A 20,663-nucleotide genomic window follows, 5' to 3' on the forward strand; every position below is an offset into this window, starting at 1 on the left:
AACACTAATCCTTAAAACACGTCTTTGCGGTTTTGTTCTGCTTCAACCAGCAGCTTTCTGGCCTTGGCAAGTTTATTTTTCATCGTTTCAACAATGCTGCGCACTTTATCTACGCTGGTTTTACCATCAAGCGCCTGTGGCAACGTGACGTTGAAGTCTTTTTCCAGATCTTCAACCAGGTCAGCATCCTGTTCAATCAGGGCGCCTTCAATACCTTCAAAACGTTGCAGGTAGGCATCATGTACCATGGTAGTGGCCACTTCGGTTAACTGCTCAGCATATTTAGCCACGACCTTATCCAGACGTTTCTCAATATCGTCAATCACAGCCGGCGCGGTGGTAGGTTCCTGCTCGGTGGTCTGAACCTTGGCAATCACACCTTTATCCTGATAATGGGCTGCCACTTTAACCGCCCCCAGCGCCTGCCATAAAGCCTGATTCAGTTTTGACTGCTCAGCGCGCAGTGTGGCGACATCAGCACCTTCTTCAATGGCGGTTTTCATGCCATAAATGCCTTGCCAGATGGTCGCGTAAATCGGAATGTATTGTGTTTCGATTGCCGAGTGGAAGTTTACTTCTTCCCAGTAATCAATCAACTGTTGCGTATCGGTTTGTTTACCTTTCTTTGTATAGGTGGTCACCACACCGTCATATTTTTCTACCAGCCAGCTCACTTCTTCGCTGTATTCGCCTAAGTGCGCTTTCAAGTGATTAACCTGATCGGTCACTACGCCATTAGCGCTAACAACAGTAGGCAGGGCGGTCAGGGAGAGGCCAAACGCAATGCTGGCAAGAAGGGTCTTTGCTGTTTTCATTATTCGGTTCCGTTGATTATTTATTCGATAAAAATGATACTTATTATCATTTTGCTAGTAAAGCGCTGAACTCGTGTCTTGCTTTTTATTCATATAGGGTTCATCTGCAGCAGATCATCGCTCAGGCCCAAAAATGCCTACTGCACAGACACTATAAGAGAATAAGAGCACTTTATTGCAAATTTTCCTGGGATTGGGCTTGCGAGGTATGACTAATTGTTGTACATTACGCGCCCTTTTAAACGGAACGGGAAGCCTACTAAGCAAATAATCTCGATATTTGCGAGGCGTTTGACCCAAACACGAGAGCATTGAGAAATGGCAAAGAAAGTAACAGGCTTAATCAAGCTACAGGTTGCGGCAGGTGCTGCTAACCCAAGTCCACCAGTTGGTCCTGCACTGGGTCAGCATGGTGTTAACATCATGGAATTCTGTAAAGCTTTCAACGCGAAAACCGAAAGCTTAGAGAAGGGTGCTCCGGTACCAGTAGAAATTACTGTATACGAAGACCGTTCTTTCACATTCGTAACAAAAACGCCTCCTGCTTCATTCCTGCTGAAAAAAGCGGCTGGAATCAAGAGCGGTTCAGGCCGTCCTAACACTGAGAAAGTGGGTACAGTTACCCGTGCTCAATTGGAAGAAATTGCCAAGACTAAAGAGCCGGACCTGACTGCAGCTTCTCTGGACGCAGCAGTACGCACAATTGCGGGTTCTGCTCGCGCAATGGGCTTGAACGTAGAGGACTAATCGAATGGCTAAATTAACTAAACGCGCTCGCATCATTCGCGAAAAAGTTGACGCAGGTAAAGAGTACGATATCGCTGAAGCGGTAGCGCTGCTTAAAGAACTAGCCACGGCTAAGTTCCCTGAAAGTGTTGACGTTGCTGTTAACCTTGGTATCGATGCTAAGAAATCTGACCAGAACGTTCGTGGTGCAACTGTACTGCCAAACGGTACTGGTAAAGATGTTCGCGTAGCAGTATTTACTCAAGGCGCAAACGCAGATGCCGCTAAAGAAGCCGGTGCCGACATCGTTGGTATGGATGACCTGGCTGAACAGGTTAAGAAAGGCGAAATGAACTTTGACGTAGTAGTTGCCAGCCCAGACGCGATGCGTGTTGTTGGTCAGCTAGGTCAAATCTTAGGTCCACGTGGCCTGATGCCTAACCCTAAAACTGGCACAGTAACACCAGACGTAGCGACTGCAGTTAAAAATGCAAAAGCGGGTCAGGTTCGTTACCGCAACGACAAAAACGGTATTATCCACGCCAGCGTTGGTAAGATCGCGTTTGAAGCTGATCAAATCAAAGAAAACGTTGAAGCATTACTGGAAGCACTGAAGAAAGCTAAGCCTTCTTCTGCCAAAGGTACTTATATCAAGAAGGTAAGCCTGAGCACCACTATGGGCGCTGGCGTATCTGTTGATAAAGCAAGCGTTGGTCAGTAAGACTTATTTGCTAATGCTGCGGCGTTAGCTCTCTTAAGGTTTTGGGTTGGAGCTGTAAACAAGCAGTGCTTAATTGCAGCTCCCGTCCTAGACCGCAGGCGCAAAACAGTGAAAGAGGTAAGAGAACTTTCACATTCAATGTTTTGCTTAATTTAATAGCCTGCGCAGACGGTGGTTTGACTCAGACTCTCTGGGTAAAAAACACCGTAGAGCGGTATCAACGGCAATAGCCTGAGATATCAATCTGTGAACCCTGATGTGGCTAGGCAATAGTTGTGTAGTGCATCAGATACAAAGAGGTGAACTCAGTGGCACTAGGTTTAGCAGCAAAGAAAGAGATCGTAGCAGAGGTATCCGATGTTGCATCTCAAGCTCTATCCGTTGCCGTCGCTGAATACCGTGGTTTGGAAGTTGCTGAACTGACAGAACTGCGCGTTAAAGCCCGTGAACAAGGTGTATACCTGAAAGTTGTTCGCAACACACTGGCTAAACGTGCTCTGGCAGAAAGCAAATTCGCTGACATTGACAGCGCTCTGACTGGTCCTCTTATCTATGGCTTCTCTATGGAGGCACCAGGTGGTGCAGCACGTCTTTTTAAAGACTTTGCTAAGTCAAACGATAAGCTGAAAGTTACAGCTCTATCAATCGGCAGCGGTCTGCTTGGTCCAGAAAAACTGGACGCAGTGGCATCACTTCCGACTCGCGACGAAGCGCTTGCGAAACTACTTGCAACCTTCAAAGCACCGGTTGGCAAATTCGTTCGGACTATCAACGAAGTACCTACCAAATTTGTGCGCGTATTGGCGGCGATCAAAGACGAAAAATAATTTTCGTTTTTGGCATATTGATTTTTTTAACGTATTAAACCCAGGAGTTTAGAGAAATGGCTCTAACCAAAGAAGATATCTTGAACGCGATTGCTGAAATGCCAGTTATGGAACTGGTTGAGCTAATCGAAGCAGCTGAAGAAAAATTCGGCGTTGAAGCAACTGCAGCTGTTGCAGTAGCTGGTCCTGCTGCTGGCGGCGAAGCTGCTGCTGCAGAAGAAAAGACTGAGTTCGACGTTGTAATGACTTCATTCGGCGCGAACAAAGTTGCAGTAATCAAAGCAGTTCGCGGCGCGACTGGTCTTGGCCTGAAAGAAGCGAAAGAAGTTGTTGAATCAGCTCCTAAAGCTATCAAAGAAGGCGTAAGCAAAGACGAAGCTGAAGCACTGAAGAAAGAGCTTGAAGAAGCTGGTGCAGAAGTTGAAGTTAAGTAATCTGAACTAATCAGATTACCTGCCTGAAACGGCTAGGCTGGTGGTTTTTTAGACCACCAGCCTTTTTGCGCTGTGGGGTACACAGTTTTTGCCCTTTGCTTGTTCCCCGTAAAGCGCACCCGGACCACCAAATAAAAAGCATCAAACCAATAAGTTAACTATTCATTTGGTTAAATTTTGTTGTATGCTGGTGAAATTGCCCGGGAAAAGGGTTGTGGAAGTTTGTTGTCTGGTCGTCTCAGACAGCAGGTTGGGTCATAAATCAGCAGGCTGAGGAACCCATGGTTTACTCTTATAGCGAAAAGAAACGTATCCGTAAGGATTTTGGCAAACGCCCACAGGTACTGGAGATCCCATACCTTCTTTCAATTCAGCTAGATTCTTTCAAAAAATTTATTGAGACTGATCCTGATGCTCAATATGGTTTGGAAGCAGCATTTCGTTCAGTTTTTCCAATTAAAAGCTACTCAGGTAACTCGGAGCTTCAATTTGTAAGCTACCGCCTGGGTGAACCAGTGTTCGACGTCAACGAATGTCAAATTCGTGGTGTCACATTTTCTGCTCCGTTAAGAGTAAAACTACGTTTAGTTCTTTTTGATAAAGAAGCCGCCCCCGGTACCGTAAAAGATATTAAAGAACAAGAAGTGTACATGGGTGAAATTCCGTTAATGACGGAAAACGGCACCTTTGTTATCAACGGTACTGAACGTGTTATCGTATCGCAGCTACACCGTTCACCTGGTGTATTCTACGACCACGATAAAGGGAAAACTCACTCTTCGGGTAAAGTTCTGTATAACGCACGGGTTATTCCATACCGTGGTTCATGGCTGGACTTCGAGTTCGACCCGAAAGATAACCTGTTCGTACGTATTGACCGTCGTCGTAAGCTACCCGCTACGATCATTCTGCGCGCCCTGGAAATGACGACAGAAGAAATTCTGGAAACATTCTTCGAGCGTGTACAGATTCGTATCGAAAAAGACAAACTGCTGATGGAAGTGGTACCGGATCGTCTGCGTGGTGAAACGGCTCAGTTCGATATCGTAGATGGTGAAGGCAACGTGGTTGTTGAAACCGGTCGTCGTATCTCTGCCCGTCATACCCGTACGCTTGAAAAAGCAGGTCTGACAGAACTGGCTGTTCCACCAGAGTATCTGATTGGCAAAGTGTTTGCGAAAACCTATGTGAATGAAGATACCGGTGAAGTTATCGTTAATGCTAACGATGAACTAACGTTGGAAATGCTGGCTGAACTGAGCCAGGCAGGTATCAAAGAGTTTGAAACCCTGTACATCAACGATCTTGATCACGGTTCTTATATCTCAGATACCCTGCGTATCGATAACAGCACAAACCGTCTGGAAGCATTGGTAGAAATCTACCGTATGATGCGTCCTGGTGAGCCACCAACAAAAGATGCGGCAGAAACGCTGTTTGACAATCTGTTCTTCTCTGATGAGCGTTATGATTTGTCTTCAGTAGGTCGTATGAAGTTCAACCGCCGTCTTGGCCGTAATGAACTGACTGGCTCTGGTACGCTGGACAAAGACGACATCGTAGCGGTAATGAATCGGCTGATTCTGATTCGTGACGGTAAAGACGAAGTGGACGATATCGACCACCTTGGTAACCGTCGTATCCGTTCTGTTGGTGAAATGGCTGAAAACCAGTTCCGTGTTGGTCTGGTACGTGTAGAACGTGCGGTTAAAGAGCGCCTGAGCTTAGGTGATCTTGACAACATCATGCCGCAGGATCTGATTAACGCGAAGCCTATCTCTGCAGCGGTTAAAGAGTTCTTTGGTTCATCGCAGCTGTCTCAGTTTATGGACCAGAACAACCCGCTATCAGAAGTTACGCACAAGCGTCGTATCTCTGCGCTTGGTCCGGGCGGTCTGACCCGTGAACGCGCCGGCTTCGAAGTTCGAGACGTACACCCGACGCATTATGGTCGTCTGTGTCCAATCGAAACGCCGGAAGGTCCGAACATCGGTCTGATCAACTCATTGGCAAGCTTTGCGCGTACCAATGACTTTGGTTTCCTGGAAACCCCGTTCCGTCGTATTACCAACGGTGTGGTTACTGACGAGATTGATTATCTGTCAGCGATCGAAGAAGGCCAGTACGTTATCGCCCAGGCAAACATTGCCCTGGATGAAAACGGCGCACTGGTAGATGACCTGATTCCATCACGTCACCGTGGCGAAACAACGCTAATGCCAAAAGAAGACATTAGCTACATGGATGTTTCTCCACAGCAAATCGTATCGATTGCGGCAAGCATCATCCCGTTCCTGGAACACGATGACGCCAACCGTGCCCTGATGGGTGCCAACATGCAACGTCAGGCTGTACCTACACTTCGCGCAGACAAGCCGCTGGTAGGTACCGGTATGGAACGTACTATCGCGGTTGACTCCGGTGTAACCGTTGTTGCCAAGCGTGGTGGTAAAGTTGACTTTGTTGATGCCAGCCGCATCGTGATCAAAGTAGACGAAGATGAAATGGTACCTGGTGAAGCCGGTATCGATATCTACAATCTGACCAAATACACCCGTTCTAACCAGAACACCTGTATCAACCAGAAGCCAACGTGTAGCGTAGGTGACCCGATTGTGGCTGGTGATGTACTGGCAGATGGTCCGTCAACGGATCTGGGTGAGCTGGCGCTTGGCCAGAACATGCGCATCGCGTTTATGCCGTGGAATGGTTACAACTTCGAGGACTCGATCCTGATTTCTGAGCGAGTGGCTCAGGAAGACCGTTTCACCACTATTCACATTCAGGAATTAAGCTGTATCGCGCGTGATACCAAGCTTGGTCCAGAAGAGATTTCTTCTGATATTCCAAATGTGGGTGAATCTGCACTGGGCAAACTGGATGAGTCCGGCGTTGTTTACATTGGTGCAGAAGTGAAAGGCGGCGATATCCTGGTTGGTAAGGTGACACCAAAAGGTGAAACTCAGCTAACGCCAGAAGAAAAACTGCTACGTGCGATCTTCGGTGAAAAAGCGTCTGATGTTAAAGATACGTCTCTACGTGTACCTAACTCAGTTCACGGCACTGTTATCGACGTTCAGGTATTTACCCGTGACGGCGTTGAAAAAGACAAGCGCGCACTGGAAATCGAAGATATGCAGCTGCGTCAGGTTAAGAAAGATCTGTCTGACGAGTTTAATATCCTGGCGGACGGTATTTTCTCTCGTGCCCGTAACCTGTTAATCCGGGTTGGCGTGGACGAAGGTAAGCTGGACAGCACGCCGCGTGAGAAGTGGTTCGATATTACGCTGAAAGATGAAGATGCACAGCTGGAGCTTGATCAAAGCGCCGAGCAGTTTGCAGAAATCAAAGCAGACTTCGATAAGAAGTTTGAAGCGAAGCGTCGTAAGATCACTCAGGGCGATGACCTGGCTCCTGGCGTACTGAAGATCGTTAAAGTTTACCTGGCGGTTAAACGTCACATTCAGCCTGGTGATAAAATGGCTGGTCGTCACGGTAACAAAGGTGTTATCTCGACTATCTTACCGGTAGAAGATATGCCGTACGACGAGTTTGGTAATCCGGTTGATATCGTTCTTAACCCGCTGGGTGTACCTTCGCGGATGAACATCGGTCAGATCCTTGAAACTCACTTGGGTATGGCGGCGCACGGTATCGGTGTGAAAATCAACCGTATGCTGGAAGAGCAGGAAGAGCTGACCAAACTGCGTGAATTCCTTAAAGAGGTATACACGCTGGGTGAGAATCACCAGGAAGTTGATATTGATAACTTCACCGATCACGAAGTGACGCGTCTGGCGAATAACCTGCGTAAGGGTCTGCCAGTAGCTACACCAGTATTCGACGGTGCTCGCGAAGAAGAAATTAAAGCGTTATTGAAGCTTGGGGATATCCCTGAAAGCGGACAAATCACGCTATACGATGGTCGTACAGGTCGCTCGTTTGAACGTCCGGTAACTGTAGGTTACATGTACATGCTGAAACTGAATCACCTTGTTGATGACAAGATGCATGCGCGTTCTACCGGCTCTTACAGCTTGGTTACGCAGCAGCCTCTGGGTGGTAAAGCACAGTTCGGTGGTCAGCGCTTCGGTGAGATGGAAGTGTGGGCACTGGAAGCATACGGTGCAGCCTATACACTGCAGGAAATGCTGACAGTGAAATCGGATGACGTAAACGGCCGTACGAAGATGTATAAGAACATCGTCGACGGAGACCACAGAATGGAGCCGGGCATGCCTGAATCCTTCAACGTATTGCTTAAAGAAATCCGCTCGCTGGGTATCAACATCGAGTTGGAAGAAAAGTAAGCCGGCGTACGCCATAGTTTGATTTGATGGCCCGGTCAGAGATGGCCGGGTTATAGAGACTGACTCCGCTGGGAGAGTATTGTGAAAGACTTATTAAAGTTTCTAAAGCAACAAAACAAGACAGAAGAATTCGATAATATCCGAATTGGCCTGTCTTCACCTGAAATGATCCGTTCATGGTCATTTGGTGAGGTGAAAAAGCCTGAAACTATCAACTACCGTACCTTTAAGCCAGAGCGCGATGGCCTGTTCTGTGCGCGCATCTTTGGTCCGGTAAAAGACTATGAATGTTTGTGCGGTAAGTACAAGCGTCTCAAGCACCGTGGTGTTATTTGTGAGAAGTGTGGTGTTGAAGTCACACTGACCAAAGTTCGTCGTGAGCGTATGGGCCACATCGAACTGGCCAGCCCGGTTGCACATATCTGGTTCCTAAAATCATTGCCGTCTCGTATCGGTCTGATGCTGGATATGACACTGCGTGATATCGAACGCGTACTGTACTTCGAATCTTTCGTTGTGACAGAGCCAGGCCTGACGACCCTTGAGCGTGGTCAGCTTCTGACTGAAGAAGAGTACCTGGACTCACTGGAAGAAAACGGTGACGAGTTTGATGCAAAAATGGGTGCCGAAGCTGTTTTTGATCTGCTTAAAGTTCTGGACGTTGATGCGGATGTTGCCGCCATGCGTGAAGAACTGCCAAGCATTAACTCAGAAACCAAGCGTAAGAAGATCACTAAGCGTCTGAAACTGCTTGAGTCATTCCAGCAATCTGGCAACAAGCCAGAGTGGATGATCATGACTGTGCTGCCCGTTCTGCCACCTGATCTGCGTCCTCTGGTACCGCTGGATGGCGGACGTTTCGCAACGTCTGATCTGAACGATCTGTATCGTCGTGTTATTAACCGTAACAACCGTCTTAAGCGTCTGTTGGATCTGGCTGCGCCGGATATCATCGTACGTAACGAAAAGCGGATGCTACAGGAAGCGGTAGATGCGCTGCTGGATAATGGCCGTCGTGGTCGTGCCATTACCGGCTCTAACAAGCGTCCTCTTAAGTCGCTTGCAGACATGATAAAAGGTAAGCAAGGTCGTTTCCGTCAGAACCTGCTGGGTAAACGTGTTGACTATTCTGGCCGTTCTGTAATCACAGTAGGCCCGACACTGCGTCTGCACCAGTGTGGTCTGCCTAAGAAAATGGCACTGGAACTGTTCAAGCCGTTCATCTATGGCAAATTAGAAGGCCGTGGTCTGGCAACAACCATCAAAGCAGCTAAGAAGCTGGTTGAGCGTGAAGCGCCGGAAGTATGGGACGTTCTTGATGAAGTTATCCGTGAACACCCGGTACTGCTAAACCGTGCACCTACGCTGCACAGACTGGGTATCCAGGCGTTTGAACCGACCCTGATCGAAGGTAAAGCGATTCAGTTGCACCCACTGGTGTGTGCGGCCTATAACGCTGACTTCGATGGTGACCAAATGGCTGTGCACGTACCGCTGACGCTGGAAGCCCAGCTAGAAGCACGTGCCCTGATGATGTCGACCAACAACATCCTGTCGCCTGCGAACGGTGAGCCAATCATCGTACCTTCACAGGACGTTGTACTGGGTCTGTATTACCTGACTCGTGACAAAATCAACGCGAAAGGCGAAGGCATGGTATTTACCAGCCCGAACGAAGCAGAAAAAGCGTATCGTACCGATGCAGCTGAACTGCACGCCCGCGTAAAAGTGCGTATCAAAGAATTTGATATCGCCGAAGACGGTACTAAAACAGAACGTGTCACCCTGACTGATACTACGGTTGGTCGTGCGATTTTCTCGCTGATTCTGCCTAAAGGGCTGCCGTTTGAAATCATTAACCAGTCAATGGGTAAAAAGCAGATCTCGAAACTGCTTAACGCCTGCTACCGTACACTGGGTCTGAAAGACACAGTTATCGCTGCTGACCAGGTAATGTATACCGGTTTCCATTACGCCATGATTGCAGGTGCCTCAGTAGGTATCGACGATATGGTTATCCCGGAAGCTAAGAAAGAAATTATCGACGACGCAGAAGCGGAAGTTATCGAGATTCAGGAACAGTTCCAGAACGGTCTTGTTACTGCCGGTGAGCGTTACAACAAAGTTATCGATATCTGGTCAAATGCCAACGAAAAAGTTGCTAAGGCCATGATGGATAACCTGAAGTCTGACATTGTTATCAATGCGCAGGGCGAAGAAGAAGAGCAGCAATCATTTAACTCGGTTTATATGATGGCGGACTCAGGCGCACGGGGTAGTGCGGCCCAGATTCGTCAGCTGGCTGGTATGCGTGGTCTGATGGCGAAGCCGGATGGCTCAATCATCGAAACGCCTATCACGGCTAACTTCCGTGAAGGTCTGAACGTACTCCAGTACTTCATCTCAACCCACGGTGCGCGTAAAGGTCTTGCCGATACCGCACTGAAAACAGCGAACTCGGGTTACCTGACTCGTCGTCTGGTAGACGTGGCACAGGATTTGGTTATCACCAATGACGACTGTGGTACGTTTGAAGGCGTGAAGATGTCACCGCTGATTGAAGGTGGTGATGTTGTTGAGCCGCTGCGTGAGCGTGTTCTGGGCCGTGTGGTTGCAGAAGATGTTTATAAGCCGGGTACAGAAGAGATTCTGGTAGAACGTAATGTACTGTTGGACGAAGCCCTGGTAGACATGCTGGAGCAAAATTCAGTAGACCAGATTATGGTTCGCTCAGTAATCACCTGTGATAACGACTTTGGTGTATGTGCCAACTGTTACGGTCGTGACCTTGCACGTGGTCATATGGTGTCTAAAGGTGAGTCTGTTGGTGTTATCGCTGCACAGTCCATCGGTGAACCAGGTACACAGCTTACCATGCGTACGTTCCACATCGGTGGTGCGGCTTCGCGGGCTTCTGCAGAAAACAGCGTACAGGTTAAAACAGCCGGTACTCTGCGTATGCAAAATGCCAAGAGTGTGCGTAACTCAGAAAACAAACTGGTTATCGTATCGCGCTCAACTGAATTAACGGTAACGGATTCTCACGGCCGTGAGAAAGAGCGTTATAAAGTACCTTACGGTGCTGTGTTGTCAGTGGATGAAGCAGCCGACGTTAATGCCGGTGACATCGTAGCAACCTGGGACCCGCATAGTCACCCAATCGTGGTTGAGCGTCCGTCTAAAGTCAGCTTCTCTGACGTTGATGACTCCAACACCGAAATGCAGCAGGATGAGCTGACTGGTCTGACCCGTATCGTGGTTAAAGATCTGGCTAAAGTGAATGCTAAAGAGCCTAAGCTGATTCTGGAAAGTGATGAAGTTGGCCTGCAGGAAATCCGCCTGCCAAGCTTTACCACTATTGAAGCTGCTGACGGCAAAGTGGCTCAGCCCGGTGACGTGCTGGCCCGTATCCCGCAGGAAAGCTCGAAAACACGTGACATCACCGGTGGTCTGCCACGGGTTGCTGACTTGTTTGAGGCGCGTAAGCCTAAAGAGCCGGCTATTCTGGCCGAGAAGTCAGGTATGATTGGCTTTGGTAAAGAAACCAAAGGCAAGCGTCGTCTGGTTATCACACCACGTGATGGCGGCGATCAGTACGAAGAGATGATTCCTAAGTGGCGTCAGCTTAACGTGTTTGAAGGTGAGCAGGTTGAACGCGGTGAAGTAATTGCCGACGGTCCGGAGTCTCCACATGATATCCTGCGTCTGCGTGGTATCAGCGCGGTGTCTAACTACATCGTGAATGAGGTACAGGAAGTTTACCGTCTGCAGGGTGTTAAGATTAACGATAAGCACATCGAAGTGGTCATCCGCCAGATGCTGCGTAAGTGTATCATCACAGCACCAGGCGACAGTCAGTTCCTTGAAGGCGAGCAGGTTGAAGTAGCAAACGTGAAGATTGCTAACCGTGAACTTGAGCGTCAGGACAAACTGCCTGCACTGTACGAAACACAACTGCTGGGTATTACCAAAGCGTCACTGTCGACTGAGTCATTCATCTCGGCGGCGTCGTTCCAGGAAACAACCCGCGTACTGACCGAAGCGGCAGTACAAGGCAAGGAAGACGATCTGCGCGGTCTGAAAGAGAACGTTATCGTAGGTCGACTGATTCCGGCAGGTACAGGTTTTGCGTACCACGAGCGTCGTATGCAGAAGCGTCAGGAACAGTTAGAAGAGATGTCTGTATCTGCAGCTGATGCAGAGCTGGCGTTGACTGAAGCACTGAATGCCGATGTAAGCGGTGGTGCATCTTCTGACGAGTAATCATTATATCCGGGGTGGTTTCACCCCGGTTATGATGCGGTCAGGGTGTCGTGATTAACCAGAAAATTTTGTGGTTAACCTTTGTACACCTTGACAGTGCATGCTTTGATCATTAGAATTCCGCGACCCGATTTTTGGACAGTCTTTTAAAGACACCAAAGAAGGGCGCGGTTTTTTTGTTTCAGAGCACTGCGGTTTTGACGAGCACAAAACCGGGCGATTCAACAAATAATCGCAAACAATTGGACCCGGGCATTTGGTTCGGGTTTTTGTAGTTTTTAATCAGGAGCTAGTTAATGGCAACAGTTAACCAGTTAGTACGTAAGCCGCGTAAAAAGCCCGTTGAAAAAAGCAACGTAGCTGCGCTGCAAGCGTGCCCACAAAGACGTGGTGTATGTACTCGCGTATATACTACTACGCCTAAGAAACCAAACTCTGCACTGCGTAAAGTATGTCGTGTGCGTCTAACTAACGGTTTTGAAGTTTCTTCATATATCGGTGGTGAAGGTCACAACCTGCAAGAGCACAGTGTTGTATTAATCCGTGGCGGTCGTGTTAAAGATCTGCCAGGTGTTCGTTATCACACTGTTCGCGGTACTCTGGACTGCGCAGGCGTAAACGATCGTCGTCAAGCCCGTTCTAAATACGGTGCGAAGAAGCCTAAGTCTTAACGGTTCTCCGTTAGTAAGGCCAAACTGAAGTAAACAGAGTTTTGGGAAATCCCTGAATTCATACGGAGAATAGAAGATGCCAAGAAGAAGAGTCGTAGGTCAACGTAAAATCCTACCAGAACCAAAATATGGTTCGCAGCTGCTTGCTAAATTCATGAATGTCGTAATGCTCGACGGCAAGAAATCAGTTGCTGAAAAAATCGTTTACGGTGCGCTTGATATTGTTGCTGAAAAAACCGGCAAAGCACACTTAGATGTATTTGAAGATGCACTGGACAACATTCGTCCTACTGTGGAAGTTAAATCTCGCCGTGTTGGTGGTTCAACTTACCAGGTTCCAGTAGAAGTTCGTCCTGTTCGTCGTAATGCACTAGGTATGCGTTGGATGGTAGATGCTGCACGTAAACGTGGCGAAAAGTCAATGTCACAACGCCTGGCAGCTGAAATGTTAGACGCGGCAGACAACAAAGGTTCTGCGGTTAAGAAACGTGAAGACGTTCACCGTATGGCCGAAGCGAACAAAGCGTTCGCACACTACCGCTGGTAATTTCGCTACTGTTTTAGCGATCAACTGAGAGAGACGTATGCCTCGTAAGACCCCAATTGAGCGTTATCGTAATATTGGTATTGTGGCTCACGTAGACGCGGGTAAAACCACGACTACTGAGCGGGTACTGTTTTATACAGGCCTGTCACATAAAATTGGTGAAGTGCATGATGGCGCAGCCACCATGGACTGGATGGAGCAAGAGCAGGAACGTGGTATTACTATCACGTCTGCGGCGACAACCTGTTTCTGGGCTGGTATGAACCAGCAGCATGATCAGCATCGCATCAATATCATCGACACCCCCGGACACGTAGACTTTACGATTGAAGTAGAGCGTTCTTTACGTGTACTGGATGGAGCTGTGGTGGTTTTTTGCGGGTCTTCCGGGGTTGAGCCTCAATCAGAAACAGTCTGGAGACAGGCTGATAAGTATGAAGTGCCGCGCCTTGTGTTCGTAAATAAAATGGACCGGGCCGGTGCTGACTTTGAGCGAGTGATAGGGCAGATTCGTAAGCGCCTGGGCGCTACCTGTGTACCTATCCAGCTCAATATCGGCGCGGAAGAGAACTTCCGTGGCGTTATCGACCTCATCAAGATGAAGTCGATTAACTGGAATGACGAAGATAAAGGTATGACCTTTTCTTACGAAGATATTCCGGCAGATCATCTGGAGAAGGCGGAAAAATACCGTACCGAGCTTATTGAAGCTGCGGCTGAAGCATCAGAAGAGCTGATGGACAAGTATCTGGAAGGCGAAGAGCTGACAGAACAGGAAATCCGCGCTGGGCTTCGTACCCGTACACTAAATAACGAAATTGTACTGGCTACCTGTGGTAGTGCGTTCAAAAACAAAGGTGTACAAGCTGTGCTCGATTCGGTTATTGAGTACTTGCCGTCTCCAACCGAAGTTAAGCCCATTACAGGTGTGCTTGACGACAAAAACGAAACAGAAGCGCATCGTCGTGCTGATGACAGCGAACCGTTCTCGGCGCTGGCATTTAAAATTGCCACTGACCCGTTCGTGGGAACACTGACATTCTTCAGATGTTATTCCGGCGTGGTGAATACCGGTGATACGGTATACAACCCGGTCAAGAGCAAGCGCGAGCGATTTGGTCGTATTGTGCAGATGCACGCAAAAGACCGTGAAGAACTGAAAGAAGTTAGGGCAGGTGATATCGCGGCAGCAGTTGGCCTTAAAGATGTCACAACAGGTGATACGCTATGTGACCCTAACAACATCATCACGCTTGAACGCATGGAGTTCCCCGATCCGGTAATTTCGATCGCGGTTGAACCTAAGTCGCAAGCTGATCAGGAAAAAATGGGTATCGCGCTGGGTAAACTGGCGGCTGAAGATCCTTCATTCCGGGTTAAAACTGATGATGAATCAGGTCAGACAATTATTTCAGGTATGGGTGAACTGCATCTGGATATCATTGTCGACCGTATGAAGCGTGAATTTAAAGTCGAATGCAACGTAGGTAAGCCTCAGGTGGCTTATCGCGAAACGATCCGCAAATCTGTAGAGGTCGAAGGCAAATTTGTTCGTCAGTCAGGCGGTCGTGGCCAGTTTGGTCATGTCTGGCTGAGAATAGAACCGCAAGAGGAAGAAGGCTCTGGCTACGAGTTTGTGAACGAAATCGTAGGTGGTGTAGTACCTAAAGAGTTTATTCCAGCGGTTGATAAGGGCATTCAGGAGCAGTTGCAAAGTGGTGTGTTGGCCGGCTATCCCGTGTTGGATGTCAAGGTCACGCTGTTTGACGGTTCATACCATGATGTTGACTCTTCTGAAATGGCGTTTAAGATCGCCGGCTCAATGGGATTCAAAAAAGGCGCCGCAGAAGCTAATCCGGTGTTGCTTGAACCCACTATGAAAGTTGAAGTCACGACTCCGGAAGAATGGATGGGTGATGTTGTTGGTGACCTTAACCGTCGCCGCGGCATGATCGAAGGAATGGACGAAGGTGTTGCAGGCGTGAAAATCGTCCGCGCAAAAGTGCCACTTTCTGAAATGTTTGGATATGCAACTGATCTGCGTTCTCAAACGCAAGGTCGCGCGCAATATTCAATGGAGTTCTTCAATTATTCTGAAGCGCCTAGCAATGTTGCAAAAGCAATAATTGACGCTAGAAGTTAAATCTAAATGAAGGTTCGGTCCGGTCGTGTCGGTCGGACTTTTAACTTAGGAAACGAGGAAAATGGCAAAAGAAAAGTTTGAACGTTCCAAGCCCCACGTAAACGTGGGTACTATCGGCCACGTTGACCACGGTAAAACGACTCTGACTGCAGCGATCACTACTGTACTTGCAAAAGCACACGGTGGTTCTGCTCAAGCGTTCGATATGATCGATAACGCTCCAGAAGAGAAGGCACGTGGTATCACCATCTCTACTTCTCACGTAGAGTATGACACACCAACTCGCCACTATGCGCACGTTGACTGTCCAGGACACGCTGACTATGTTAAAAACATGATCACCGGTGCTGCTCAGATGGACGGTGCTATCCTGGTTGTTGCGGCGACTGATGGTCCTATGCCACAGACTCGTGAGCACATCCTGCTGGGTCGTCAGGTTGGTATTCCTCACATCATCGTGTTCATGAACAAATGTGACATGGTTGATGATGAAGAACTACTTGAACTGGTAGAAATGGAAGTTCGTGAACTACTTAGCGAATATGAATTCCCAGGTGATGACCTGCCAGTAATCAAAGGTTCTGCTCTTAAAGCCCTTGAAGGCGAAGAGCATTGGGAAGCGAAAATCGTTGAGCTGGGCGAAGCACTGGATTCTTACATTCCAGAGCCAGAGCGCGCTATCGACAAGCCGTTCATCCTGCCAATCGAAGACGTATTCTCAATCTCAGGCCGTGGTACTGTTGTAACTGGTCGTGTTGAGCAAGGTATCGTTAAAGTTGGTGAAGAAGTAGAAATCGTTGGTATCAAAGATACGACTAAGACTACTTGTACTGGCGTTGAAATGTTCCGTAAGCTTCTTGACGAAGGCCGTGCTGGTGAGAACGTTGGTGTTCTTCTGCGTGGTACTAAGCGTGACGAAGTTGAGCGTGGTCAGGTACTTGCTAAGCCAGGTTCAATCACTCCTCACACTCAGTTTGAAGCTGAAGTATACGTACTGAGCAAAGACGAAGGTGGCCGTCACACGCCATTCTTCAAAGGTTACCGTCCACAGTTCTACTTCCGTACAACTGACGTAACTGGTGCCGTACAGCTTCCAGAAGGCGTAGAAATGGTTATGCCTGGCGACAACCTGAAGTTTGTTGTTGACCTGATTGCTCCTATCGCGATGGATGAAGGTCTACGCTTCGCAATCCGTGAAGGTGGCCGTACAGTAGGTGCTGGTGTTGTATCTAAGATCATCGAGTAATATCGATATCTTAATGCACACAATGCATTAGAAAAAGGCGCTCATTTGAGCGCCTTTTTTGTGTCTGTTTAAAATCCATCTGTTGTCCCGGAATCGCGCAGCAGCAGGCTCGTCGTCCTGGAATCGCACAGCAACAGGCGCGTCGTCCCGGAATCGCGTAGCGATATCCGGGATCTCCTTAAGAATATGACTCACTTTATTCAGTCCTTATACCAAAAGGAGATTCCTGCTTTGGCAGGAATGACGGATAAGGCACGGGAGTGACAAAAAGTATCGTCGTCCCGGAACCGCGTAGCGGTATCCGGGATCTCCTTGGAACGTGGCTCACTTTATTCAGTACTTATACCAGCTCAGCCAGGCTGTTAAACAAGATTCCTGCTTTCGCAGGAATGACAGATAGGGCACGGGGATGACGAATAGTGCGTAGAATGACGGTTTTCACTCCTACCCGTAGTCCGGTGCTCGCATAGCAACAGCCTCGTCGTCCCGGAATCGCGTAGCGATATCCGGGATCTCCTTGGAACGTGGCTCACTTTATTCAGTGCTTATATTAGCTCAGCCAGACTGCTTAACGAGATTCCTGCTTTCGCAGGAATGACGGATAGGGCACGGGGATGACGAATAGTGCGTAGAATGACGGTTTTCACTCCTACCCGTAGCCCGGCGCTCGCACAGCAACAGCCTCGTCGTCCCGGAAACGCGTAGCGATATCCGGTATCTTCCTAGAGCATGACTCACTCCCCGTCGTCCCCAAACCATCCTGGACGATGTCGACCCATCCATCATCAATCAGCCGAATGTAAAGTGTTGGTTTTATTTTTGTATTAAAAGTATTAAGTTAGACTTTGGTCTTGGGTGAGCAATGTAGCAGTAAGAAGCTGCGTATAATCATTAGCTACGCTGTGATGCTCGTTGGTGAGGTGTTGTACGCTGCACATACCTTTGTTGCCGCCCCATGCTAATACACAGCGACACATGATAACGATAACAGCACTTACGCAGTCAGGATTACACTATGCAATCAATAACAATAGTTCTGTTGGGTATTGTGGGCATGATCATCGGATGGTTTTTCTACTCGAAGTTCATCGCCAGCAAAATCTTTAAACTGGACGAGAAATATCTTACCCCTGCTCATGAACTTAACGACGGTACCGACTTTGTGCCGACCAACAAAATAGTGCTGTGGGGGCATCACTTTACCTCTGTTGCCGGTGCAGCGCCGATAGTTGGACCGGCTATTGCTGTTTACTGGGGATGGGTGCCGGCTGTGCTTTGGGTTGTTTTCGGTACTATCTTTTTTGCCGGTGTGCACGATATGGGCGCGTTGTGGGCCAGTGCCCGCCATAAGGGTAAGTCAATGGGGGCGCTGTCTGAGTCGGTCATCGGTAAGCGTACCCGCGCATTGTTTATGGTTGTTATCTTCCTTGTGTTGCTGATGGTCAATGCGGTGTTCGGGGTAGTGATCGCCAACTCTTTTGTATCGCAGCCTGATGCTGTCTTCCCGGCCTGGACCGCCATTGCTGTTGCGCTGGTCATTGGGCAGCTGATCAAACGTAATTTACCGCTCATCCCCATGTGTATTGTGGGTATTGCGGTGTTATACGCCTCGGTGTTTGCTGGTAGCTATATTCCCATCAGTTTGCCGGAAACCCTGTTTGGTCTGGCTGATAAGGCAAACTGGATTATCATTCTGTTTATCTATGCGGCCATCGCGTCTTTGTTACCGGTCTGGATGCTGCTGCAGCCCCGGGACTTTATTAATGGTATGCAGCTGATTGTCGGCCTGCTGCTGTTATACGGCGCGGTTTTTGTGTCAATGCCAGATATTACGGCACCCGCGTTTAACACTCAGACCGGGATAGACACACCCAGTATCATTCCCTTGCTATTTGTTACCATTGCCTGTGGTGCTGTTTCCGGCTTCCACGGTATTGTCGCTTCAGGCACCAGCTCTAAGCAGCTGAACAAAGAAACGGATGCCCGCTTCGTCGGTTATCTTGGCGCAGTGGGGGAAGGCTCTCTGGCGCTGATCACTATTGTTGCCGTGTCAGGCGTAATGCTGGCTGGCTCCCCGGAAGAATGGCATGAAGTCTACAGCCATCTTGGCGCTGGCAGTGTGGGCGCCTTTATCAGTGGCGGTGCTAATCTTATCGCCAGTGGCTGGGGTTTGTCGGTGGAATTTTCCTCCACTATTCTGGCCACCATGGTGGTCCTGTTTGCCGGTACAACGATGGATTCAGGCGTTCGCTTGCAGCGTTATATCATTCAGGAATGGGGCGAAATTTATAATCTGAACGTGTTGAAAAACGGTGCGGTGGCAACGCTTGTGGCAGTGGGTACCTGCCTGCTACTGGCCTTTGGCGCCGGCGGGGCGTCCGGCAGCGGTGGTATGATCATCTGGCCGTTGTTTGGCTCAACCAATCAGATTCTGGCCAGCCTGACTCTACTGGTCATCTCCGTGATGCTGATAAAAATGGGAAGGCCGGCTAAGTTTACCCTGATTCCCATGACCTTTGTGCTGGTAATGGCGTTTTTCGCCGGCATTATCAAATTGCAGGAATATTATGCCGCGCAAAATTATCTGCTGGTGTTTCTTGATGCCGTGGTACTGATTGTCAGTGTACTGGTGATGCTGGAAGCCTGGGCGGTCATCGCCAAATTTAAAAAACAGCAAGCCTGAAACCAAGGGTAAGCATACCAACAACACCGTCTTTAATGGCGGTGTTGCTGTTTTTATGATCTGCAACAGGCCGCGGGCAGTAATGAAAAACCCAATAGAGTCAAAATTTGAAAGAAAGCCAGCCTGATGAAACCTGTCTGCCTAAATGCAACTTGTAACTGGGCGATACATGCTCATAATGGGACTGTTTGTGTTGCTAGCGGAAGGAACGGATGCTTCTATTAATTGTTTATGTACTGATTGCCCTGGGCTTTTCTTTTTTATGCAGTATTGCCGAAGCGGTCGTGCTGAGCGTCTCTTCAGCGTACATTTCGGTGCTGGAGAAAGAAGAGCGGCCAAGTGGTGCGTTGTTACGTAAACTGACCGAAAATATCAATAAACCCCTGTCTGCCATTCTTAGTCTCAATACCATAGCCCATACTATGGGAGCAGCAGGCGCCGGGGCCCAGGCCGCCGTGGTCTTTGGCGAGGCTTATCTTGGTGTGATATCAGCGGTACTGACTTTGCTGATCCTTATTTTTTCCGAGATTATCCCCAAAACCCTGGGCGCAACTTACTGGCGGGCGCTGGCACCAGCCACGGCTTACTTTTTGAAGTATCTGACTGTGATCCTGTATCCGTTTGTGGTGATGTCTGAAATGCTGACCAAAGGATTTAAAGAAGACAGTCCGCTGCGTGGTCTGAGCCGGGATGAACTGCATGCTATGGCCGAATTATCCGGCCAGGAAGGGCAGCTGGCGCAACAGGAAGCGGCTTTAATGCAAAGTCTGCTGGGTATGCATGAGCTTAAGGTAAAAGATGCTATGAGTCATCGCACCGCGCTGTTTACGGTGTGTGAGGATGTTACGGTAGAAGCATTTTTTGAGAATCACGCCAATATTGAGTATTCCCGGATTCCGGTTTACGAGGCTAACGATTCAGAAAGTATCACAGGGTTTGTGATGCGCTCGGACTTACTGGTCGCGCAGGCTAAGGGAGAAACCACCAAACAGCTGAAAGACTACACTATGAAAATGGTTACGGTGCTGTCCAGCATGCCGCTGTCATCTATCTTTGATAAGTTTCTGGAAAAGCGGGTACACATGCTGCTGGTTGTGGATGAATATGGTGGCCTGGAAGGCATTATCACTTTAGAAGACCTGCTGGAAAATATTCTTGGGGTGGATATTGTGGATGAAAAGGATTCCACCGTCAGTATGCGCCGTTTTGCCAATATGATGGCCGGACGCCGCCGGCGTATGCTGATGCAAAATGCCGGCGATAAAAAGCGCCCCTGA

General features: G+C 48.7%; 13 protein-coding genes. 12 read left to right on the plus strand and 1 reads right to left on the minus strand.

From position 1 onward, the window contains the following. Nucleotides 1–11: 11 nt before the first annotated feature. Nucleotides 12–815: a hypothetical protein gene (locus EZV72_RS02265; RefSeq protein ID WP_137165705.1), complete on the minus strand. Its 804-nt coding sequence runs from the start codon at nucleotides 813–815 to the stop codon at nucleotides 12–14. A gap of 318 nt (nucleotides 816–1,133) precedes the next feature. On the opposite strand from EZV72_RS02265, the gene rplK reads away from it, so the two are divergent. The 12 genes from rplK to EZV72_RS02325 all read left to right on the plus strand — a co-directional run bounded on the left by rplK (nucleotide 1,134) and on the right by EZV72_RS02325 (nucleotide 20,663). Further along, nucleotides 1,134–1,562 carry a 50S ribosomal protein L11 gene (gene rplK / locus EZV72_RS02270; RefSeq protein WP_137165706.1) on the plus strand — a complete coding sequence of 143 codons (429 nt, stop codon included), beginning with the start codon at nucleotides 1,134–1,136 and terminating at the stop codon, nucleotides 1,560–1,562. A gap of 4 nt (nucleotides 1,563–1,566) precedes the next feature. Further along, nucleotides 1,567–2,262 carry a 50S ribosomal protein L1 gene (rplA, locus tag EZV72_RS02275; protein WP_137165707.1) on the plus strand — a complete coding sequence of 232 codons (696 nt, stop codon included), beginning with the start codon at nucleotides 1,567–1,569 and terminating at the stop codon, nucleotides 2,260–2,262. A 308-nt stretch (nucleotides 2,263–2,570) separates the two neighbouring features. Next, the gene (gene rplJ, locus EZV72_RS02280; RefSeq protein ID WP_137165708.1) at nucleotides 2,571–3,089 is read left to right on the plus strand and encodes a 50S ribosomal protein L10; all 519 of its coding nucleotides are present in this window, start codon (nucleotides 2,571–2,573) and stop codon (nucleotides 3,087–3,089) included. Nucleotides 3,090–3,145: 56 nt separating this feature from the next. Further along, nucleotides 3,146–3,523 carry a 50S ribosomal protein L7/L12 gene (rplL, locus tag EZV72_RS02285; protein WP_137165709.1) on the plus strand — a complete coding sequence of 126 codons (378 nt, stop codon included), beginning with the start codon at nucleotides 3,146–3,148 and terminating at the stop codon, nucleotides 3,521–3,523. A 281-nt stretch (nucleotides 3,524–3,804) separates the two neighbouring features. Then, nucleotides 3,805–7,833, plus strand: coding sequence for a DNA-directed RNA polymerase subunit beta (gene rpoB, locus EZV72_RS02290; RefSeq protein ID WP_137165710.1), 4,029 nt, complete (start codon nucleotides 3,805–3,807; stop codon nucleotides 7,831–7,833). Between the two features lie 81 nt (nucleotides 7,834–7,914). After that, the gene (gene rpoC / locus EZV72_RS02295; protein ID WP_137165711.1) at nucleotides 7,915–12,096 is read left to right on the plus strand and encodes a DNA-directed RNA polymerase subunit beta'; all 4,182 of its coding nucleotides are present in this window, start codon (nucleotides 7,915–7,917) and stop codon (nucleotides 12,094–12,096) included. A 296-nt stretch (nucleotides 12,097–12,392) separates the two neighbouring features. After that, on the plus strand, nucleotides 12,393–12,767 hold the full coding sequence (gene rpsL, locus EZV72_RS02300) for a 30S ribosomal protein S12 (protein WP_018984244.1): 375 nt from the start codon (nucleotides 12,393–12,395) through the stop codon (nucleotides 12,765–12,767). Between the two features lie 76 nt (nucleotides 12,768–12,843). Then, nucleotides 12,844–13,314 carry a 30S ribosomal protein S7 gene (gene rpsG, locus EZV72_RS02305; protein ID WP_137165712.1) on the plus strand — a complete coding sequence of 157 codons (471 nt, stop codon included), beginning with the start codon at nucleotides 12,844–12,846 and terminating at the stop codon, nucleotides 13,312–13,314. A 37-nt stretch (nucleotides 13,315–13,351) separates the two neighbouring features. Next, nucleotides 13,352–15,457 (plus strand): elongation factor G, encoded by a 2,106-nt coding sequence (gene fusA / locus EZV72_RS02310; protein ID WP_137165713.1) that lies wholly within the window; start codon nucleotides 13,352–13,354, stop codon nucleotides 15,455–15,457. 61 nt (nucleotides 15,458–15,518) lie between these two features. Continuing rightward, the gene (gene tuf / locus EZV72_RS02315) at nucleotides 15,519–16,703 is read left to right on the plus strand and encodes an elongation factor Tu (protein WP_137165714.1); all 1,185 of its coding nucleotides are present in this window, start codon (nucleotides 15,519–15,521) and stop codon (nucleotides 16,701–16,703) included. Nucleotides 16,704–17,718: 1,015 nt separating this feature from the next. After that, nucleotides 17,719–19,386, plus strand: a complete 1,668-nt coding sequence (locus EZV72_RS02320) for a carbon starvation CstA family protein (RefSeq protein WP_137165715.1) — start codon at nucleotides 17,719–17,721, stop codon at nucleotides 19,384–19,386. Nucleotides 19,387–19,598: 212 nt separating this feature from the next. After that, the gene (locus tag EZV72_RS02325) at nucleotides 19,599–20,663 is read left to right on the plus strand and encodes a CNNM domain-containing protein (protein WP_137165716.1); all 1,065 of its coding nucleotides are present in this window, start codon (nucleotides 19,599–19,601) and stop codon (nucleotides 20,661–20,663) included.

This window comes from Salinimonas lutimaris, from assembly GCF_005222225.1.
GTDB lineage: Bacteria > Pseudomonadota > Gammaproteobacteria > Enterobacterales > Alteromonadaceae > Alteromonas > Alteromonas lutimaris.

Coding starts and splice junctions, on each gene's coding strand:
- EZV72_RS02320 (WP_137165715.1), top strand. CDS start 17,719: ATGCAATCAATAACAATAGTTCTGTTGGGTATTGTGGGCATGATCATC.
- rpsL (WP_018984244.1), top strand. CDS start 12,393: ATGGCAACAGTTAACCAGTTAGTACGTAAGCCGCGTAAAAAGCCCGTT.
- EZV72_RS02325 (WP_137165716.1), top strand. CDS start 19,599: ATGCTTCTATTAATTGTTTATGTACTGATTGCCCTGGGCTTTTCTTTT.
- EZV72_RS02265 (WP_137165705.1), bottom strand. CDS start 815: ATGAAAACAGCAAAGACCCTTCTTGCCAGCATTGCGTTTGGCCTCTCC.
- rplL (WP_137165709.1), top strand. CDS start 3,146: ATGGCTCTAACCAAAGAAGATATCTTGAACGCGATTGCTGAAATGCCA.
- rplA (WP_137165707.1), top strand. CDS start 1,567: ATGGCTAAATTAACTAAACGCGCTCGCATCATTCGCGAAAAAGTTGAC.
- fusA (WP_137165713.1), top strand. CDS start 13,352: ATGCCTCGTAAGACCCCAATTGAGCGTTATCGTAATATTGGTATTGTG.
- tuf (WP_137165714.1), top strand. CDS start 15,519: ATGGCAAAAGAAAAGTTTGAACGTTCCAAGCCCCACGTAAACGTGGGT.
- rpsG (WP_137165712.1), top strand. CDS start 12,844: ATGCCAAGAAGAAGAGTCGTAGGTCAACGTAAAATCCTACCAGAACCA.
- rpoB (WP_137165710.1), top strand. CDS start 3,805: ATGGTTTACTCTTATAGCGAAAAGAAACGTATCCGTAAGGATTTTGGC.
- rplK (WP_137165706.1), top strand. CDS start 1,134: ATGGCAAAGAAAGTAACAGGCTTAATCAAGCTACAGGTTGCGGCAGGT.